Source organism: Saprospiraceae bacterium (genome assembly GCA_016719615.1).
GTDB lineage: Bacteria > Bacteroidota > Bacteroidia > Chitinophagales > Saprospiraceae > Vicinibacter.
In genome coordinates, this window is record JADJYQ010000005.1 from 358246 (window position 1) to 376964 (window position 18719).

Consider the following 18719-nt stretch of genomic DNA (forward strand, 5'->3'; position numbering starts at 1 on the left):
GTTGAAATAATAATTTTAAATAAAATCAAAAAAGATATTGCAATATTAGATTTGATCTGAATGGGGTACCCGGAGTAAAATGTAATTCAGTTACCGAATCCTTTTCATCAAATAATCTTGATTCGGTTTCGAACTGCGCTTCATTCCAGTTTTTGTTAAATATATTTTGAACTTCTACACTGATTTCCCAGGATTTTATCCTGTATCCTAATTGTGCGTCACAAATAAATGATCCGGGAGCAATTAAACTGTTGTTTTCATTCGCTGGTCGATCGGCAATAAATCGATACCTCAAGAAAGCAAATAGTCCCGGCGACTTTGGGTTATAATGTAATCCCATAGTGCTTGTCCAACGAGCTGCCAAAGGAATGTACCTGCCTTCCATTTTTGTATTTTTAAATCTTGCATTTGTATAGTTTAGATCTGCATCAAAAAATAACTCATCACCCACCTGGAATCGCAAATTAACTTCTATCCCTTTTCGAATTCCGGCGTCATTAATTTCTACAATGCCTTCATCACCTACATACACTAATTCGTCTTCTGTTTCCATTTGCCACACATTAACTTCGATCAACATTTTATCAAACAATTTTTGAAACATGCCTAATTCAATTCCAGTCGCTGCTGGCAATGTAGAGGCTGGTTTTTCATGGGATGCTACATGCGCATGGTTACTGTGAAATCCTTTTCCAAGTTTGAAAGTAAAAAGCAGTTTATCATTGGGAGTATATTGGATCGTGAATCTTGGACTAATTGCTTTTTGCCAGCTGGATGCTTTTATTTGATTTTTGTCTGCATAAAAATGAATGACATCTGCCCTTAATCCGCTTTTGAAGGAGAGATTTTCCATCATCTGAAAATCTATATCTGTAAATAGAGAAAAATTATTTTCATGAATATTACCAATAGAAATGGGACTTGATAAACTGTTGTTTCTTTGTGGCATATGCAATAATTGGCTGGTTGGAATAATATCAGTCCTGTTTCCTATTCCCAATTTGAACATTGCATTTTTATGAAATAGATGAAATCTCTTTTGCCAATCTCCTGAATAGCCTATAATATACCTTTCTTCCAATTGACGAATCATATCCCCATTTATAGAGTCATGGAGGAAAAAAGTAAAATTGGAGAAGAGATCAAATCGCAAATGCGTCAAATAAAGCTGATGACGTATGAGATTGTATTTCTTGCCTTGTGCACTCAACATGGCATTTAAATTCATGCGATAACTTGAACCCCCTTCATTAGGGTCAATAGCACCAAAGCGATTTATAATTCCGCTGGAGACTGCTCTTTCCGGAATTTGTCCGGAAGCATCCCATTTTGAATCAAAAATAGAAAAGCTAAGTTCCAATTTTTTTGTAGATCCAATATTTCGATTATACTTTGAAAAGAAATTAATTCTATGAAAATTTTGAGGATCATCGAAATAAGCTCTGGAGCTTAAAAGTTCGCCCATGATATAAGCATTCGTTGGATTTTTAAGCGATTGATTATTTACTACATTGATCCCACCTACGAATCTGGAATGTCCAAATTGCCCATATTCGGCTTGTATAAAATTTTGACTTAATATTTTTTTGGTTTTAAAATGGGCAGCGCCTGCTGTTGCAAAATTTCCATCTGAGATATCATAAGGGCCCTTTCTGTAATTGATGCGATCTATTGATTCCGGAATAATAAAATGCAAATCGGCATAGCCTTGACCATGTGCATGACTTGCCATATTCACAGGTATCCCATCGACAGTCAATTGCAGATCAGTTCCATGATCAATATCATATCCGCGGAGGAAAATCTGCTCGGCCTTTCCCCCACCTGCGTGCTGTGCCAGGAATAGTCCGGGAATAAGATTCAAAGCTTCCTGACCAGAAGAGATCGGTCTTCCTAAAAGATCATAGTTTGAAATGATGTTTGTTTTTGAATAAAAAGCAGATTGTACGGTTACTTGCGGTAGTTCCAACTGTTGAATTTCCATTTCGAAAATCATGGTTGGAAATTGCTGACTAGCATAATTGAATTGCGCAACAATTGGTTTATATCCTAACTTCTCTAATCTTAGTTTAATAGAAGGACTATCGTGTACTTCAATTTTAAAAAAGCCCAAGGCATTACTAACTTGTATTACTTCTTTGTCTAATTGGAAAATAATAACATCTTCAATCGGAAATTTTGTCGATTTATCTATGATTTGCCCAATAAAGTGTAAGGCTTCTCCTGCGCTTATGCATGTTAGTATAGTAAGCTTCAATAAAATAGTTTGCAGCCATTTCATAAAGTAGATTTCTATGTATACGCGACGAATTGGATTTTGGATTGAGCTATCGCAGGAAAAATTAAAATTGTATTTTTTAAATTACCTTCAAACCATATTTGGATGGAGTAATCTTACTCTTGTAATTTAAATTTAATATGGCGAGCGTCGATGATTAATTGAAGTTCGTGTTCAAAGAACCATGGAAAAACATCTAAACTTTAGCTCATATCTGGAGTCAAGTCGATGGGTGTATACAGAATTTGGGAGAAGAGCCTTAGCCCTCTTATTACTTAATATGTTTTTGGAATGTATTTGGGGAAGAGAAAGTTTTCATAAATCTTTAGTTCAAAAAACCAAACTTCCCGGCCCTGTAATCATTTAAAGCTTCACGGATCTCTTCTTGCGTATTCATGACAAAGGGACCATAGGAAGCGATAGGTTCATGGATGGGTTCTCCTGCCATTAACAATAATTTACTGTTTTCCTTTGCTTCGAATGAAATGCGAGTTCCATCGTTTTGAAAGACGACCAAATGATGTTCCGGGCTTGCGGTTTTATGATTCCAAATCCCGTTTCCTTCAACCATCAAACAGCATGCATTGAAATTTTGCGGTAAGGAATAATTAAAAACTCCGGATTTTTTCAAGTCAATAATTAATAGAATTATTGGAGTATGGGTTTTTGCCGGTCCTATAAAACCATTAAATTCTCCGGCAATGCACTCGACGGTTCCATTTTCAATCATTTGGGGAATGATTTTCTCGCGACTGATTTCCTGATATCCAGCTTGCTTGCTTTTAAATGCTGATGGTAAATTCACCCACAATTGCGCCATATGGAAGATGCCTCCAGATTTGCTGAAATTTTCTTCGTGGAATTCTTTGTGTAGAATTCCATTTCCAGCAGTCATCCATTGCACTTCCCCTTCTCCGATGACTCCCGAATTTCCGGCACTGTCGTAATGTGCAACTTTGCCCTTAAATACTACACTTACAGTTTCAAAGCCTTTATGCGGATGAACATCCACACCTTTCGGTTGCATAGAAGGCGGAAAGTTGAAGGGTGCATTATAGTCCAGCATTAAAAAAGGGCTCAGGCGATGCATATCAAATGGGGCATTTCCCGGAAAAAAATGATGAACTCTAAACCCATCGCCAACCATATGTGGCGAAGGAGGGGCTAATACATATTCGGTGGATCTTAAAGATGACATTCCATACAAACACATAAAATTGCATTCTGTTGAATGTTGACAGGCTTGGTTAAATTTGCAGTCTTATGGAGAAACGACATTATTATTTTATTTCAATTCTGACCATCTTGGTCATTTTGATCATCGACCAGATTTCCAAGATTTGGATAAAAACACATATGGAACAGGGGGAGGAGTTTCTCATATTTGGAATGAGCTGGGCCAGGATCCATTTCGTAGAAAATGAAGGTATGGCATTTGGATTGACCTTCGGAGGTGCAAAAGGAAAGCTTTTTTTAAGCATTTTTCGAGTGGTTGCCGTCAGTTTTCTTTTTTATTTATTGTATAGAATGATCGAATCCAAAGAAAACAAGTGGGTCATCGTATCCTTTTCATTGATATTGGCCGGCGCAATTGGCAATATCATTGATTCGCTTTTTTACGGAATGATCTTTTCGGCATCTCCTTATCATGGCGGACTTGCCCAATTGTTTCCGGAAGGCGGAGGCTACGCTCCCTTTTTAATGGGTAAAGTCGTCGATATGCTGTATTTTCCAATGTACAGAGGGGAATTTCCACAATGGTTTCCCATCTGGGGCGGCGAAGAATTTGAATTCTTCAGACCTGTCTTTAATGTGGCAGATTCATCTATTTTTTGCGGAATATGTTTGTTTCTTTTGATGTATAAATCGATCCAAACGGATCAAAAGATACATACAGCTGAAGAAAAACCTGAATAGATCTTTCGAATTAGAAACTAGGACTTTAGCCCGGTATCTGCAAAAAATAAAGAAAAATAATGGATTGTTAGCTTGTTTTGCCTAAAAAACGATTGACAGCTTTCTCGGCTTTTTCAAGACATGAATAATTGATACTGCAAAAGACAAATTTTCCAACTTTTTCTGTTGCAATGACTCCTGTAATTCTAAGAATACTTAAATGTTGTGAAGTTACGCTCTGTTCAATCTTTAGATTTGAATAAATCTTGTTGACATTAACGGAGCCACTTTTGTCAATGAATTCAAGTATTTTTAGCCTTAACGGATGGGCAAGTGCCCTCATCAGCTCACATGAATAGTCGAGCTGTACAGGATTAAAAGAAATTTTAATCTTCTTCATCGAGAGTTCTTATTTTGATTTCGTAGTTGACCTTAACGGAACAAAGATGAGAAGATTTTTCAGAATTGCAAATAAATATTAAATATTTTTTTTATTTATTAACGGCTAGATAATCAGTAAGATACGCTTGCAGTGTGTTTATTGCCTGATCAGATGGATGGGTTTTGGCTTAACCGGCCAAGTCTTCTACCAGCTTTGAAATCTGGTTGAGGCGCTCGCGGTCAAGGGAATAATAAATGAATTTTCCCTGCCTTTCTGTTGCGACAACTCCCGCTCTTCTAAGGATAGCCAGATGCTGAGATGCTACTGACTGCTCTAAACGAAGTTTAATATAGATATCTGTGACAGTCATTGTATCGTTTTCTTCCAACAAATCAATCACACGCTGGCGAAGCTTGTGGTTGACCGCCCGAAGCACCAATACAGCCCTCCTTAGATCAGAATAATCTAATTGAACTTCCTTAGGTCCTTTCTTGAGAGTAATCGTTTCGTTCTTTTTATTCCTCATGTCACAGTTTTTAGTTGTTTCGCAATATGTTAGGAGTGTAGCATAAACTGTGCCGAAAATGTTTTCTGCTGATAATTTATTTCAGGTGTTTGTATATATTAGCAGGGCTTATATATAAGAATGCCACCAATTCCCTTTAAGTTCAATAAATTATATCTTTTTTTTGGCAACCGTAATGTTGGGGTCCTTAATATAAAAGGGTTTGAGTTCAGCTGGTGATTCAAAAATTCCCATTTGAAAAGCCTGCAGTGCAGGCTTTATAAGCCATTTAGCGGTTAAGATACCTTCTAAGCTTTGGACTGGATATTCAGGTATAATGCCAGTCCACTTGCGACTTCCACTCCCCGAAATAAGGCATTGTGCAGCTTGGATCCCGAGGTTTTTAAACCAGGCTGAAGATAATTGTGCAAATTGAGCTGCTTTTAATTCGTTGAAGACTTCGTCGTAAACCGCGAAATAGACGTCATCCCTCCGCGCATCTATGAGCGGAATATAATAAGCATAATCTGGAAACCTGGACTTGCTCTCCATGGCTAATGCTAAAAGTCCGGTATTTGCTATCAGAGGTTTTCGATTAAGCACGGAAAGGCCTTTTGCCATCATAACCCCTACTCGCAAAGAGGTATAAGATCCCGGACCAACGTTTACGGAAAATGCATCTAAATCATTAAAAAACAATTCATTATCTATTAATAATTTTTTTATATTTGGCGCCAGTGTCGATTGGTGCTCTCCCGATTCATCGACGATCTGGCTGATGCAATTATTTCCTTCTGATAAACAAACGCTGCAGGATCGCTCGGATGTTTCAATATGAAGGATGCGTGGTTCCATCTATCAAGGTTTTGTCAGGATCCGTTTATATTTTTCCCGGTTTCCCAAAATTTCAAGAGCAGAAAGTACAACTGGATCATGATCCATCCGCTTTTGAATAATGGCTTCGCGATATCCGGCCCGACCTGCGATCTCTTCTTCTATAATGTTATTAATCAGATCTTTATGATTATCCAAAATTTCCCATTGCCACTGTTCAGCCTGTGTTTTTAATTGGGTAAGCTGGTTTTCAAACCCTTGGTATTTGTCCTGTTTGCTCAGATTTTCCAATTCTTCGAGCTTTTTGCGAAATTCATTATTATCCTTGAAATTTTGATTCTTTAAATATATCTTAAATCCTTGATAATCATTGTATTGATAATTTTTATAATCATGAGGTAGGTTCTCCTTCATCAAATATTGGGTACAATAATTGAAAATATGGTCCTGATCCAATAATTTTTGAACGATCTCAGGATAATTGGCATCAGAAACTTCAATATCAGGTTTAACTCCTCCGCCATCAAATACGGTTCTTCCATTTTTAGTTTTAAAGGGGATTCTTAAAGAATCTGGAAGGTGAACAGGTTCGCCGTTTTCATATTTGACACTTTGAATACATCTTCCTGAAGGGATATAGTATTTAGCGATCGTTAGCTTCACTTTTGCATTGTAACCAACTTCTTTAGTGTTTTGTACCAATCCTTTGCCATAAGATATTTGTCCAAGGATCACGCCACGATCCAGATCCTGGAAAGTACCACTTACAATTTCAGATGCAGAAGCAGATTTTCCATTGATCAGAGTCACCAGGGGTATATTGGCATCCTCCGGTTGTTGTCGGGTATTATAAGCCTGGTCTTTTTCTTTGAATTTGCTTCGCGTAGTAGAAACCAACTGACCCTGTGGTATAAACACATTACAGACTTCAACAGCCTCATGTAACAATCCGCCACCATTATCCCGAAGATCCAGAATGATGCCTTTTAAGTCAGGATTTTCAGACTTGAGCTTCTTGAAAGCATCTCTCACGTTTTTACCTGCATTTTCTGTAAATGTGGTTAAAATGATATATCCAATGCTATCATTGACTTTCCCGGAATAAGGAACATTAGGAATATTTACCTCATCCCTAACCAATTTGAGTTTTAATTTATCGGGATTTCCGGGTCTCGAAATCGTTAATTCAACTTCACTTTTGGGAATACCGCGCATCATGTGAAAGAGATCCTCGCTATCTTTTCCTTTTCCATCTAGGCCATTCACTTCTGTTACCTGATCTCCAACTTTTAATCCTGCTTTATCAGCCGGATAGTCTTTATAAACTTCAGTGATCGTGACATAATCACCTATTTTTTTGGCTCTTGCACCCATTCCGTTGTACTTTCCTTCATAAACCAGGCGGTAGTTCTCAATTTGGACTTCGCTGATGTAATTCGTAAATGGGTCCAATTGGTGTAACATGGCATCAATTCCGGCCTTCATGAGGCCTGCAGGATCAGTTTCATCTACATAATGGGCATTGATTTCCTTATACACATTGGCAAATATTTCGATGTTCTTTGCTATTTCAAAGTGTTTGTTGTAATCTATAAAAAAGGCAGATGTCAAAATGCCCAGGACAGAGATCAGCGCTATTTTTTTCATGAATAAGAAAACTTTATTTGAATGACAAAGGTATGAACGTAACTATTTTCAAGGAAGTATAGTTCAAATGCCCTTTATTCATGAGACTTTAGCTATCAATTCGTTAAATAAGTTATCCAAAATGTCCACCCCGGACTTATAAGCCTGATCTTGAAGTTTGGTTCATTTAACCTTCCTCGAATTTAGAAAGGAGGATTTCGCCTGCATTCAGGTTTATTTTATAAATTGTAAATGGTCCGGAATTACTTTGAGCAAAGCTTGCAATTGAGATCATGAGGCCCAAAATGATTGACGTGCCGGGGTATTCCACTTTTTAGTATCTTGTAATGTTGAAAAATTAAAAAGAGCAGATCTTTAGGAGTGCTTTAAATAATTTTGCCAGCTTCAAAAGCTTTTAAAATGGAATTGCACAATTTGAGTATGAGACAATTATGAGGTCTTATTTAATCAAGCGACTCTTATCGGGTATTGGTATGCTGCTCTGCATTCTATTATTGGGTATCTGGATGATAGACCAGATACCGGGAGACTATTCGGATCAATACCCTGAGGAACATCCGACTGAGATTCTCGTAAAATCGGAAGGAAATAAGCAAGCCATTTTTTATTGGAGCATTCTCCATCAGGGAACCCAAAACAAAGAATTTAGTCCGAAATGGCATGGATGCAAGAACACATTTCATCAAACATTGACAAATTACCTGAGTTTCGATTTTGGGAATTCAGCCATAGACGGAGTGCCGGTGTTGCAAAAATTTAAACAAGCTTTTCCTTGGTCAATTGCAATTCAGCTGCCAGCTATTCTATTATTATTGGTACTTGGGGTTTGGATTTCTATAGAATCAGCTTTAAAAGCTGATCAATGGTATATTCGCTGGATAAACGGATTCTTATTGATTTTTAATGCTGTACCTGGATTTTGGCTTGCCACCCTTTTGTTATTTTTTTTGCAAATGCAACTTACTTCAAATGGTTTCCTACAGGAATGCAATCCATAAATACGAAGGATCCATTTTATAGTTGGCTCTATCATCCTTCCTATTTTTTTCTTCCGCTTGTTTGCCTCGTTCTTCCTGCTTTAGCTTATTTGGTGCACATGCTTCGCAACGGACTCATGGAAAGTATGGAAAGCCCATTTTGGATAAAAGCTATTAGTACGGGCGTTAGTTTCCGCAGGGCTCTGATTTCGGAAGCACTGCCACAAGCATCTATACCACTGGCAGGCTGGCTAGCTGGTATTTTACCTGCTCTTTTTTCTGGTTCAGTAATTATTGAGCAGATTTTTAGTATCCCGGGTTTAGGGAGATTATTATACCTGTCTATTTATGCGCGTGATTGGCCGGTAGTTCAATTTTTGTTTTTCTTCAGTTCTGCACTTACTATTTTAGGTTTTATCGCAGCAGATTTCTTGATCAGGATTCTGGATCCACGCATTAAATCCAAATCAACATGAAATACAAACAATTCTGGACTGAAAGGAAGTTGGTATTTCTATCGCTCCATTTGATGGTACTCACTTTGTTTTTTTCGACTTTCCTGACTGGAAATAAACCCATCGTGTGCAAGTATCAAGGGACTTGGTACTTTCCTGCTTATCAAACGGACTTGATACAAGGTTCAAATCTTGCTGCTGATTTGCAGCGGCTTGGACAAATGGATTATCGAAAACTAAAGTATGAATTTAGCATTTGGCCTTTATTCAAAAATGATGCTACCAAATTAAATCTTGCAAATGCCTGGTTAAGCCCTGGTACATTAAGTAAGGACAAAATATTTTATAGTCTGGGAACTTATGATTTGGGTAGAGATTTATTTTCAGGATGTGTAGTTGGCTTGAGCAGGAGCCTGTGGCTTTCATTGATAAGTATTCTGTTGGCAGCCTTCGCAGGAATCATGATAGGTTCTTTCTCGGTCTATCAAACCCATCGCATGCCATTGATATCTGTTGGTTCGGGGATATTCATGTTGATCTCTTGTTTAATCCTTGTGCTTTTAGGTTTTGTGTTTGTTGAAATGCCGACTGCATCGCTAGTCCATTACATTTTATTAGCAGGCTATGTTTGTTTTTTTGGCCTTGCATTATTACTTATCGATAAAAATCCCAAATGCAGGTTTTCACTGGATCGGATCAGTCTTGGATATGTTGAAATAATGAAGTCTATTCCGGCATTGTTGTTTTTACTCATCATGGTTCAGATTTTTATAAAACCTGGAAGCCTTATTTTGAGTCTTATCCTGGCATTTTTGTATACCCCTATCATTGTCAAATATAGTCGGACCTATACCTATAAAATCATATCAGAACCCTTTCTGGATGCTCTGGCAGTATCAGGTGCCGGGCCATTTAGAATTTATTTAAAACATGTATTGCCAAAAGTGTCATTGGATATTTTTCCAGTTTTGACTTTTGGTGTGGCAAACATCATTTTATTGGAATCTTCCTTGTCTTTTTTAGGTTTGGGATTGCCCATTGAAGACATTAGTCTTGGGAATATAATGAGCAGTGCAAGGACCAATCCTTCTGCATGGTGGGCGGTATTATTTCCGGGCTTGATCGTTTTTTGGTTGGTTACGACTTTAAATGGACTGGGAGCCTGGTTATCAAAAAGGAAAGATGCGATTTGGGTTCAACAAATTACCAGCAATTCTTGATAAGATACTGATTAAGAACCTTTATCGATTTTTTTCGTGGTTTTTTTGTCAAACAAACCGGACTTTGGCTTACTGGTTGGCATTCCTTTTTTATTGGTTTTAGTGTTGGCCTCTTCAGCCGGACAGCCCGTCCCCCGATTGCAGGAGGATAAGCCCAAAAGGAATAATATTGAAAATAAAACTAAAATTTTAATATTCCGGAGGATGTCCATTTTAAAGGGCTTTTAAGCGTAAAGTGAATTGGATGTCCTTATTTTACAGGCACTTGCAGAAATAGAAAGACCGAAGTCCCCTAATTTAGGGCAATTCAAATATAAAATATATTTATATATGTCTTGCATAAGTAAAAATTGTAATATATATTTGTGTCGTAAATTTAATCATTAAAATTTAGAACATGAATAAATCTGATTTAATCAACGTTATTGCCAAAGAGGCAGAATTAACAAAAGTTCAGGCAGGTACTGCATTGGACGCAGTTTTGACGGCTATTGAAAAAAGCCTCAAAAAAAGCGAAAGTGTTATTTTAGTGGGCTTTGGTTCATTCTCCACTGCGGAGCGTAAAGCAAGAACAGGAAGAAATCCTGCAACGGGCAAAGCCATCAAAATTCCTAAGCGTCGCGTTGTGCGCTTCAAAGCTGGAAAGGGTCTTTCCGAAGCGGTAAAGAAATAATGGCATTTTGAAAATTTCAAAAAACCCGGTCCTAAAAAAACCGGGTTTTTTAATGATTTGATTTTAATATTATATATTTATATATGTGTAAATGTTAGCTAATTAATAATTTATAATTAACATTTTAATATTTAACACTATTCTAAAGGTCGCTTTAGAATTTTTAATATTTTTGTTTGTCCCAAGGCTCTGATTGTTAATTTCTTTGTTTCAGGAACCAACCAGCCCCTGATCAAACTATGAAAGGCAGTTTTAAAACCAAATTAAGTGCATTAAAAGCGATTCAAAATCGATTCGATGCAAAGAGTGCAGGAACCAGCTTAAATTTATTGTTGGATCTTCAAAAAGAGCCTTTGCCTGTCCCAAACCTACTCTTGGAGTATCATCAACAATTGCTTTTTATCATTGGGTATCCCGCTTCCCAGCAACACAGCCAAATTTGTGAGCAGGAATTATTGCGCATTTCTCAATACCTCAAGAAACAGCCTAAAGTTGCCTCTAAGTTGGAAAACTCGGGTCTTCCGCATACGCACATCGTTTCCAATTTTGCTCACAAACTGGTTAAATGGCTTATTAATGAGGATTTTTTTGTAGAACTCGAGTCTTACAAAAAGAAATCTAGTGATTTGGTTAAGCTATTGCAACTCACGCTTCCAGACCTGGAGAAAGATCTTGCAGATATTTCAGAAACCAACGAGGAACTCATCGAAAATTTATGCCTAAAGCCCAAACAAATACTGGAGTTTCTCATTTATGAATTTCAACGTCTAGAGCACCACGCAATATTAAAAGACTTCCTTTTTGATCCACTGGGTTTGAAATTCCGGATTCATTTAAAAGAGGATTCGCACTCAGTTTCATTTAACAAACTTCCTGTCGATAAATATTATTTTCATGGGGATTTGTTGAGAGATTTGAATTTGAAGTCGCTCATAACTGAAGCGCTCCCAAATGCTGAATTTCTTTCATTAGAAATGAAAGCGTTGATCCCAAAAGTATCAAAATTGAAGCTCATTTTTCTTCAAAGGGAAACAGAGCCGGTTACTTACATGGATACAGAGTCCATTCGTTATTACGTATTGGACAGAGGTGTGTCAATAGCCGTATTTACCATGACACCAGACCGACAGTTGCCATTAGAATCCTATGTTGGCTATACGCTTTTCAAGAATGGATACCCTGCAGCTTATGGAGGTGCCTGGATATTTGGCAAACGAGCGCTCTTTGGTACCAATGTTTTCGAATGGTTTAGAGGCGGAGAATCAGCCTATTTTCTGGGGCAATTGCTTAGACTTTACCATCAATTGTTTGGTGTCGAATATTTTGAAGTTGAACCCTACCAGTTTGGCTTAAACAATGATGAAGGCCTGGATTCAGGTGCTTTCTGGTTCTATTACAGAAATGGTTTTAAACCAGAAGAAGCTGCATTGGCTAAATTGGCCGCTGCTGAATATGCAAAATTGCAAAAATCTAAATCGTATAAATGCAATGTCACAATGCTCAGGAAACTAACGGGGTCCAATTTAGTATTAAACCTGGGTAAAGGCACACCAACAGCGATATGGGAAATCAGAGATAAAGTCACCGCTCATATTAATAAACATTATGAAGGAAACCGATTCAGGGCAGAGCGAGCTTGTATTCAGGCATTTTTGCTGAAAACCGGATTTCGAAAACCAACGGAACCAGAGTTTCGAAAGGTATTGGCAGACGTTTCTCTCATTTTTGAAGCCATGTCTTGGAATTCTACAGAAAAAATATTTCACCTAAAGGAAATGATTCTAAAAAAGCCCAAAGACCTCTATCGCTATCAGGATGAACTTTTAAAACTTCTGAGCTAAAAAATAAATTTTAGCTGCTACCTGTTCTTAGGTTTTGTGCTAGTTCCGCCATTCAGGATTTTGGAAAATTCTAAAGCACGGCTTTCTTCCGGATCAATGTTTAAAACCATATCGCAATAAGATTTTGCAGCATCATAAGATCCGGTTTGCGCATGATAGACAACCATAAACAGGTATGCTTCTATCAAACCTGTTTTATTCTTAGAAGGTGCAGCCGAAGCAAGCTCAATAAATTTATCATAAAATGGTTTCGCACTAAATGATTTAGGTTCGGTAGTATCCATTTTATGTTGTATGTCGGCCCTTTGTAACCAACCATATTCATAACCGGGCGACTTGACAAGCAATTTACCAAAAGTCGTGTCAGCTTCAACAAACTTTTTTTGAAATTTTTGGGCCATTCCCAGATATAATAACTCGGTCGTCAGAGGCCTTATAGAATCCTTTCTCAAGTACCAGCTTTCCGCTTTTTCATAAAGTTTGATATCATAAAATGCCTTACCCAACGCGCCGGAAATTTCAGCTTCACGTTCAGGTTGCAAGGAAATCAACTTTGTAAAAAACAAACCAGCGGTATCAGCAAGTTTTAATTTTAAAGCTGCTTTACCTGCATATTCGTAATCACTTGGGTATAACTTTTGAAGCGCTGGATCCCCTTTCTCTAATGCGTTAAAGAGATTGTAACTTGATTGAAGTGAATAATTGTATTCTCCGTTTTCAAAATAAGACCAGGCTAACCAACGGTGAAGTGTGTATTGTTCAGGATTTTTTCCAACACTTTATTAGCCTCAGTAATGGCTCTGGTATAATCCTTAGCTTGAAAGCAAAGAAATTTTACAAGTCGTACTTTAGCATCGACATCAGTACCGCTCAACTCAACATATTTGTCCAATATTGGAATTACTTTATCAAATTTTCTCGCACGGATATACATTTCGTATAATTCCTTATAGGCAATAGCATATCCGGGATTCAATTTAGTAGCAGTTTCCAGTCTCTCGATGGCCAAATCCAAATTCTTACCATCTGCCCAAATACGGGCCATTTTTACATAGGTCTCCGGATCATTTTTATCTTTTTCAACTGCTGTTTCGAAAGAAGTCATGGCCTGACCCAGGTCTCCTTTTAGTTGGTAAGCATCTCCCAGGTAAATCCAATATTTGGCTTGTTTTGGATCAAGGTCGCGAGCTTTTTCCAGATATGTTAATGCGGTTTCAGCTTGAGGTTTGTCAATGTATAGGTAAGCCTTTCCAACCAATGCTTGTATACTTGCATTTTTAGAATTGCCTTTTAAAGCTGATTCTAAATTCTTGATGGCTTCTTGGTGTTTATTTTTATTGAGTTCCAATTTACCGAGACCCACAAGGCATTCATCACATTTTGAACTAATCTCCAGTCCTTTTAAATAGGATGATTTAGCATCTTGTATATTACCCATAGCTGTAAATACTTCAGCTTTGTAATAATGATGAATATAGACCTTGGGCTGAGTTGTTATGAGTTTATCAAATACCTCCATTGCAGATTTGAAGTTTTCGTTTTCCAAATGCCTTAAGCCTTCTTGCACAGTTTGAGCATTTAATCCTAACACTGCAATTAAGGATACCAATATTCCACTACATATGGATTTCATAGTTATTGTCTTGTTTTTGAAAATGAGGCCAAAATTAAGTTTTTTCATCGTTCCGGCTTTTTTTAAATGTGATGTTATCAATAATTTATTATCCATTGGACAACCGGCTTGATCAAAAGATCAATGGACTTTAGTTAAATTATTGTTTTTATTGATCCGGTTTGAACTGTAAACTCATTTTATATTAAATATTTAATACATACATAATACAAACAATTTCTTTAATTTACAATTTTATAATCGCCATTAGTGAATTCAATCCATCGTTCTGTTTGAAAAATCGGAAGCATGCCTGCTTTCAGCACAATCTTTTGACCGATTTCACCCGCTACAAAGGAAGCAAAACCTAAAGCCAGATCGGATTTTCCGGAACAGCTGATGAATTGCCAGGTCCTCTGTAAAGGATAACGTTTATCCTGCAGATTGTATTGATCGGGAAGTAAAAATCCATATTGCAAGGAATCAAGAGGTCGGCTGATGGCTAGTCTTTGAAGTCCGTTTAAAAGTGATTTTTTCTGGCTGTCGTCCGAGTCGCTGAATTCTGCCCAATCAACGGCTGCAATTGCATTAGGGTTCTTTTTTAAGTAATCTATAATTGCCATTTTGGTATTTAATGCATACACGGATCCGGTGAATTTTTCTGATTTCAGAAGATCCAAAATATATAAAGCAACGCCCGATCCTGAATCCTCAATGACCAATGTAGAATATCTAACATTATCATTTTTTCGTCCTGCGCATAAATCGAGAAAGTCTTCATAAGTAAGGCTGGAATCTCTATTGTTTTGGTGGGTTAATAAAGCAATGGCTCCTACGGCAAATGGAAAATGCCGCGGACTTACTTGCTGGTTTACTTTAAAGTGCCGAATTTCTAAACTATCGAGGGGTCTGCCAATAATTACATTTCGGAAACTATCAGCTAGCCATAATTGCATGAGATCGCGCTCATTAAAAAATTCCAATGTTAGGTCTGCGTATTTATATCGCTGTTCGAAGATCGCTTCTTGTTGCAGCATGAGGTCTTTGATTTGAATATCACAAGCAATTTTCGTTTTCCCAATAGTTGGACTGCTCTCACTAAGGTCTTTGCAACTTGTAATCAGCATAGCCAATAGAGCTATAAATCTTGGATTGAAAATAATTTTCAACATATATCGAAAGAGTTCATTCATAACGAAATTGCATTCTGACTTCTACAGCGCCTAAATCAGGAGTCGAGTAAAAGGAGTTAATATCCGGATAAAACATCAAAAGATGTTCTACTGCAGCTTTTAATTTTCCCTCACCCTTCCCATGAATAATTCTCAAATATGGAATCTTACGTCGGATGGCCTCTTCTATAAATTCTTTACACTTCGACAGCTGAAATTCAAGAATATGAGGATGTGGGTTGTTGAGTCTTTCCGGAGCAAGTTTTTCATAATGCAAATCTATAATTCCATCAAAAACTTTATAAGTGTTATTGACTATTTTGATGCCTGGTTTTATGGTCTGCTCTTCTACTGACAACAGGAGCTCAGGCTCCGGTTCATTCCAAAGTTTAAGGTCTTTTGAATCAACTTTTTCCAAAACTTCGCTATGTTTTACAATAGCCATTCCTTCTTTGCTGATTCCTTCAAAGCTCCCAACTGCGTCTCTCGAAACAATTTTCACCTTGTCGCCTATCCAGAGTGATTTCAAATCCATTTCTTATTCGTTACTACTTTGTAGTTAAAACCTGTAAAATCATGATTAGGAAATTCTTAGTTTACAAAAGCATCTAAATTAGGGAACGCTTTAGAAATGTTTTTGTTTATGGGGATGACTTCAAAACAAATTTAACTTAACTGCCATTCGAATGAGCATAATCTTAGCAAGCTAGTATAATATCGAGTTCCATTTGTCTGGATTAGAACACAGTTCTCCATCCGAATGCCGAACTTGCGATTTGAAATCCATTACATTGTATTTTTCTTTCGAAGCCAACGCAATAACTTTATTGGCTTTCTATCTAAAAGATTGAAAAGAAGGTGATCAAAAGTAAAAAATTAAATATTTGGAATGAAATTGGAGATGTCGCTATTGTTTTCATAAATGTGTATTATTTAAATCATAAATTATTTGTACTTGCGGTAATATGCCTGCTTCTCATACAATTAAACTAATTTTGTCCGAAATTTTTTGAGTCTGATTATGTATAAATCCGTAATATTTTTTTGTTTCATCTTTGTCTCTTCAGAGAACTCATTGCTTGCAACCCGGTTTTTTAATTTGTTTTCGCCCGATCTTACCATGCAATTTAATATTCAGCTGACTGCTGATGGTATAGTGAAATATTCACTCTATGCTGATAAAATGCCATTGGTAAAAGAAGGGCGAATGGGCATAAAATTGTTAAATCAGCTTTCTTTTGATAAAGGTTTTGAATTAGTGAGCATTGATACTTCAAGCATCGATCTATTTTGGGAACCTGTCTGGGGTGAGGAAAAAAGAATTAGGAATCATTGTAAAAGAATGTTGGTCCATCTTCAACACATGTCAACTGGACGCAAGTGGATGATTGAGGTAAGATTGTATAATGATGGGGTAGGATTTAGATATATTTTTCCGGTACAGGATGGATTTAGTCATTTTATCATAGAGGATGAACTCACGAGCTTTCCATTATCTGACGATCATTCTTGTTTTTGGATTCCGGGAGATTCGGATTCAAATGAATACAGCTATAGCAAAACAAAATTGAAAGAGATTTATGCTTTACAAGGAAATCCCGGAAACGACATTGGATTTAAAAGTTTAATCAGTGACACTACGGTGCAAACTCCATTGACCATGCGCACAAAATCTGATGCTTATGTCAGTATTCACGAAGCTGCATTGGTAAACTATCCGGCAATGATGTTGGGTATTCATCGAAAAAGTTTAACTTTAAAAACAGAACTGGTAGCAGATGCAATCGGAAACAAAGCGTATCTCAATGCAGGAGACCAGACACCCTGGAGGGTTATATTGTTTGCAAGAAAAGCATCAGATTTATTGCGGAATCGGATAATATTAAATTTAAATGAACCTAGCGCACTCAATGAAACAAGCTGGATAAAACCGGGAAAATATTTGGGGATTTGGTGGGAGATGCATTTGAAAACAAAAGATTGGGTTTGCCAAACCAATTTCGACAGCCTGAAACATAAATCCCACGGTGCATCTACAGATCATGTGTTGGCTTATATCGATTTTGCATCTGCTCATAAAATTCCGTATTTGCTTGTTGAAGGGTGGAATGAAGGCTGGGAAAATGGCGATGGCGGTTGGAGTGAACGTAAGTTCATTTTTACGAAACCTTATCCGGATTTTGATCTGAACCGGATCAGTAAATACGCAGCTGAAAAAAATGTTCGGCTCATCATGCATCATGAAACTTACGGAACCGTAACAGATTACGAGCGACAAATGCACGATGCTTTTGATTTGATGCAACAATACAACTACCCAATTGTCAAAACGGGCTATGTAGGCAGATTAGTACCCAGAGGCGAACATCACGACGGACAATGGATGGTCAATCATTACGCACATGTGGCAAAAAAAACAGCAGATAGAAAAATCATGCTGAATGTACACGAAGCGGTAAGACCTACGGGTTTACATAGGACTTATCCAAACTGGATTAGCAGCGAGGCTGGTAGAGGAAATGAATTCAATGCATGGGGCCAGGGCAATCCCCCGGAGCATGAAACAATTCTTCCATTTACAAGATTACTTGGTGGGCCTATGGATTATACTCCCGGGATTTTTCAGTTAAAATTAAATGTTTATGGACTTCCTGAAAAGCAACAAGTAAATACGACATTAGCCAAGCAATTAGCACTCTATGTAACGCTTTATAGTCCCTTGCAAATGGCCGCTGATCTGATTGAAAATTATGAAAAACATCCTATTGCTTTTCAGTTTATAAAGGACGTTGCCACCGATTGGGATACAACAGTTGTTATAGATGCGATGCCTGGTGATTTTGTGTACATGGCGCGAAAGCAAAAAGCAAAAAATAATTGGTTTGTAGGAATGATCACAGATGAGCAGGCACGCGATCATACCATCATTTTTGATTTTCTCGAACCGGGCAAAAAATACGAAGCAAAAATTTATATGGACGGTACGACCGCACATTGGCAATCCAATCCAATGGATTATAAAATAGAATCGCGAAGCTTAAATTCAAAAGACAAATTAAAAATCAAATTAGCGCCGGGCGGAGGTTGCGCAATTAGTTTGATGCAGATGGATTAGTCTGATAGTCTGATAGTCTGATAGTCTGATAGTCTGTTAGTCTGATAGTCTGATAGTCTGATAGTCTGATAGTCTGTTAGTCTGATAGTCTGTTAGTCTGTTAGTCTGTTAG

General features: G+C 37.4%; 17 protein-coding genes. 7 read left to right on the forward strand and 10 right to left on the reverse strand.

Going from position 1 to position 18719, the window contains the following annotated elements; all coding sequences use genetic code 11:
* Nucleotides 1-25: 25 nt before the first annotated feature.
* On the reverse strand, nt 26-2281 hold the full coding sequence (locus IPM92_11120) for a TonB-dependent receptor (GenBank protein MBK9108886.1): 2256 nt from the start codon (nt 2279-2281) through the stop codon (nt 26-28).
* Nucleotides 2282-2603: 322 nt separating this feature from the next.
* Nucleotides 2604-3476: a pirin family protein gene (locus tag IPM92_11125; GenBank protein ID MBK9108887.1), complete on the reverse strand. Its 873-nt coding sequence runs from the start codon at nt 3474-3476 to the stop codon at nt 2604-2606.
* Between the two features lie 65 nt (nt 3477-3541).
* Between IPM92_11125 and IPM92_11130 the strand changes: the two genes are divergently transcribed.
* Entirely contained in the window at nt 3542-4195 is a 654-nt protein-coding gene (locus tag IPM92_11130) for a lipoprotein signal peptidase (GenBank protein MBK9108888.1), read from the forward strand.
* Between the two features lie 67 nt (nt 4196-4262).
* Here IPM92_11130 and IPM92_11135 read toward each other — a convergent pair whose 3' ends face one another.
* The 4 genes from IPM92_11135 to IPM92_11150 form a co-directional block, all read right to left on the reverse strand.
* Nucleotides 4263-4574, reverse strand: coding sequence for a helix-turn-helix transcriptional regulator (locus tag IPM92_11135; protein MBK9108889.1), 312 nt, complete (start codon nt 4572-4574; stop codon nt 4263-4265).
* A 169-nt stretch (nt 4575-4743) separates the two neighbouring features.
* A complete protein-coding gene (locus tag IPM92_11140) occupies nt 4744-5082 on the reverse strand; it encodes a helix-turn-helix transcriptional regulator (GenBank protein ID MBK9108890.1) in 339 nt (112 codons plus the stop codon).
* 150 nt (nt 5083-5232) lie between these two features.
* A complete protein-coding gene (gene tsaB / locus IPM92_11145) occupies nt 5233-5916 on the reverse strand; it encodes a tRNA (adenosine(37)-N6)-threonylcarbamoyltransferase complex dimerization subunit type 1 TsaB (GenBank protein MBK9108891.1) in 684 nt (227 codons plus the stop codon).
* Between the two features lie 3 nt (nt 5917-5919).
* Entirely contained in the window at nt 5920-7542 is a 1623-nt protein-coding gene (locus tag IPM92_11150) for a S41 family peptidase (protein ID MBK9108892.1), read from the reverse strand.
* A gap of 431 nt (nt 7543-7973) precedes the next feature.
* On the opposite strand from IPM92_11150, the gene IPM92_11155 reads away from it, so the two are divergent.
* From IPM92_11155 to IPM92_11175, 5 genes are all read left to right on the forward strand, one after another.
* Nucleotides 7974-8540, forward strand: a complete 567-nt coding sequence (locus tag IPM92_11155; GenBank protein MBK9108893.1) for a hypothetical protein — start codon at nt 7974-7976, stop codon at nt 8538-8540.
* Nucleotides 8462-8995: an ABC transporter permease gene (locus IPM92_11160; GenBank protein ID MBK9108894.1), complete on the forward strand. Its 534-nt coding sequence runs from the start codon at nt 8462-8464 to the stop codon at nt 8993-8995. Before IPM92_11155 ends, IPM92_11160 begins: the two co-directional genes overlap by 79 nt.
* On the forward strand, nt 8992-10194 hold the full coding sequence (locus IPM92_11165) for an ABC transporter permease (protein MBK9108895.1): 1203 nt from the start codon (nt 8992-8994) through the stop codon (nt 10192-10194). Before IPM92_11160 ends, IPM92_11165 begins: the two co-directional genes overlap by 4 nt.
* 397 nt (nt 10195-10591) lie before the next feature.
* Nucleotides 10592-10867 (forward strand): HU family DNA-binding protein, encoded by a 276-nt coding sequence (locus IPM92_11170; protein ID MBK9108896.1) that lies wholly within the window; start codon nt 10592-10594, stop codon nt 10865-10867.
* A gap of 239 nt (nt 10868-11106) precedes the next feature.
* Nucleotides 11107-12708: a hypothetical protein gene (locus tag IPM92_11175; GenBank protein MBK9108897.1), complete on the forward strand. Its 1602-nt coding sequence runs from the start codon at nt 11107-11109 to the stop codon at nt 12706-12708.
* Nucleotides 12709-12725: 17 nt separating this feature from the next.
* On the opposite strand, the gene IPM92_11180 is transcribed toward IPM92_11175, so the two are convergent.
* The 4 genes from IPM92_11180 to IPM92_11195 form a co-directional block, all read right to left on the reverse strand.
* Nucleotides 12726-13250 carry a hypothetical protein gene (locus IPM92_11180; protein ID MBK9108898.1) on the reverse strand — a complete coding sequence of 175 codons (525 nt, stop codon included), beginning with the start codon at nt 13248-13250 and terminating at the stop codon, nt 12726-12728.
* A gap of 191 nt (nt 13251-13441) precedes the next feature.
* The gene (locus IPM92_11185) at nt 13442-14341 is read right to left on the reverse strand and encodes a tetratricopeptide repeat protein (protein ID MBK9108899.1); all 900 of its coding nucleotides are present in this window, start codon (nt 14339-14341) and stop codon (nt 13442-13444) included.
* 221 nt (nt 14342-14562) lie between these two features.
* Entirely contained in the window at nt 14563-15513 is a 951-nt protein-coding gene (locus IPM92_11190) for a substrate-binding domain-containing protein (GenBank protein ID MBK9108900.1), read from the reverse strand.
* On the reverse strand, nt 15506-16021 hold the full coding sequence (locus IPM92_11195) for a Smr/MutS family protein (GenBank protein ID MBK9108901.1): 516 nt from the start codon (nt 16019-16021) through the stop codon (nt 15506-15508). The genes IPM92_11190 and IPM92_11195 overlap by 8 nt, the downstream gene beginning before the upstream one ends.
* 492 nt (nt 16022-16513) lie before the next feature.
* On the opposite strand from IPM92_11195, the gene IPM92_11200 reads away from it, so the two are divergent.
* On the forward strand, nt 16514-18607 hold the full coding sequence (locus tag IPM92_11200) for a glycoside hydrolase family 97 protein (GenBank protein ID MBK9108902.1): 2094 nt from the start codon (nt 16514-16516) through the stop codon (nt 18605-18607).
* Nucleotides 18608-18719 lie beyond the last annotated feature (112 nt).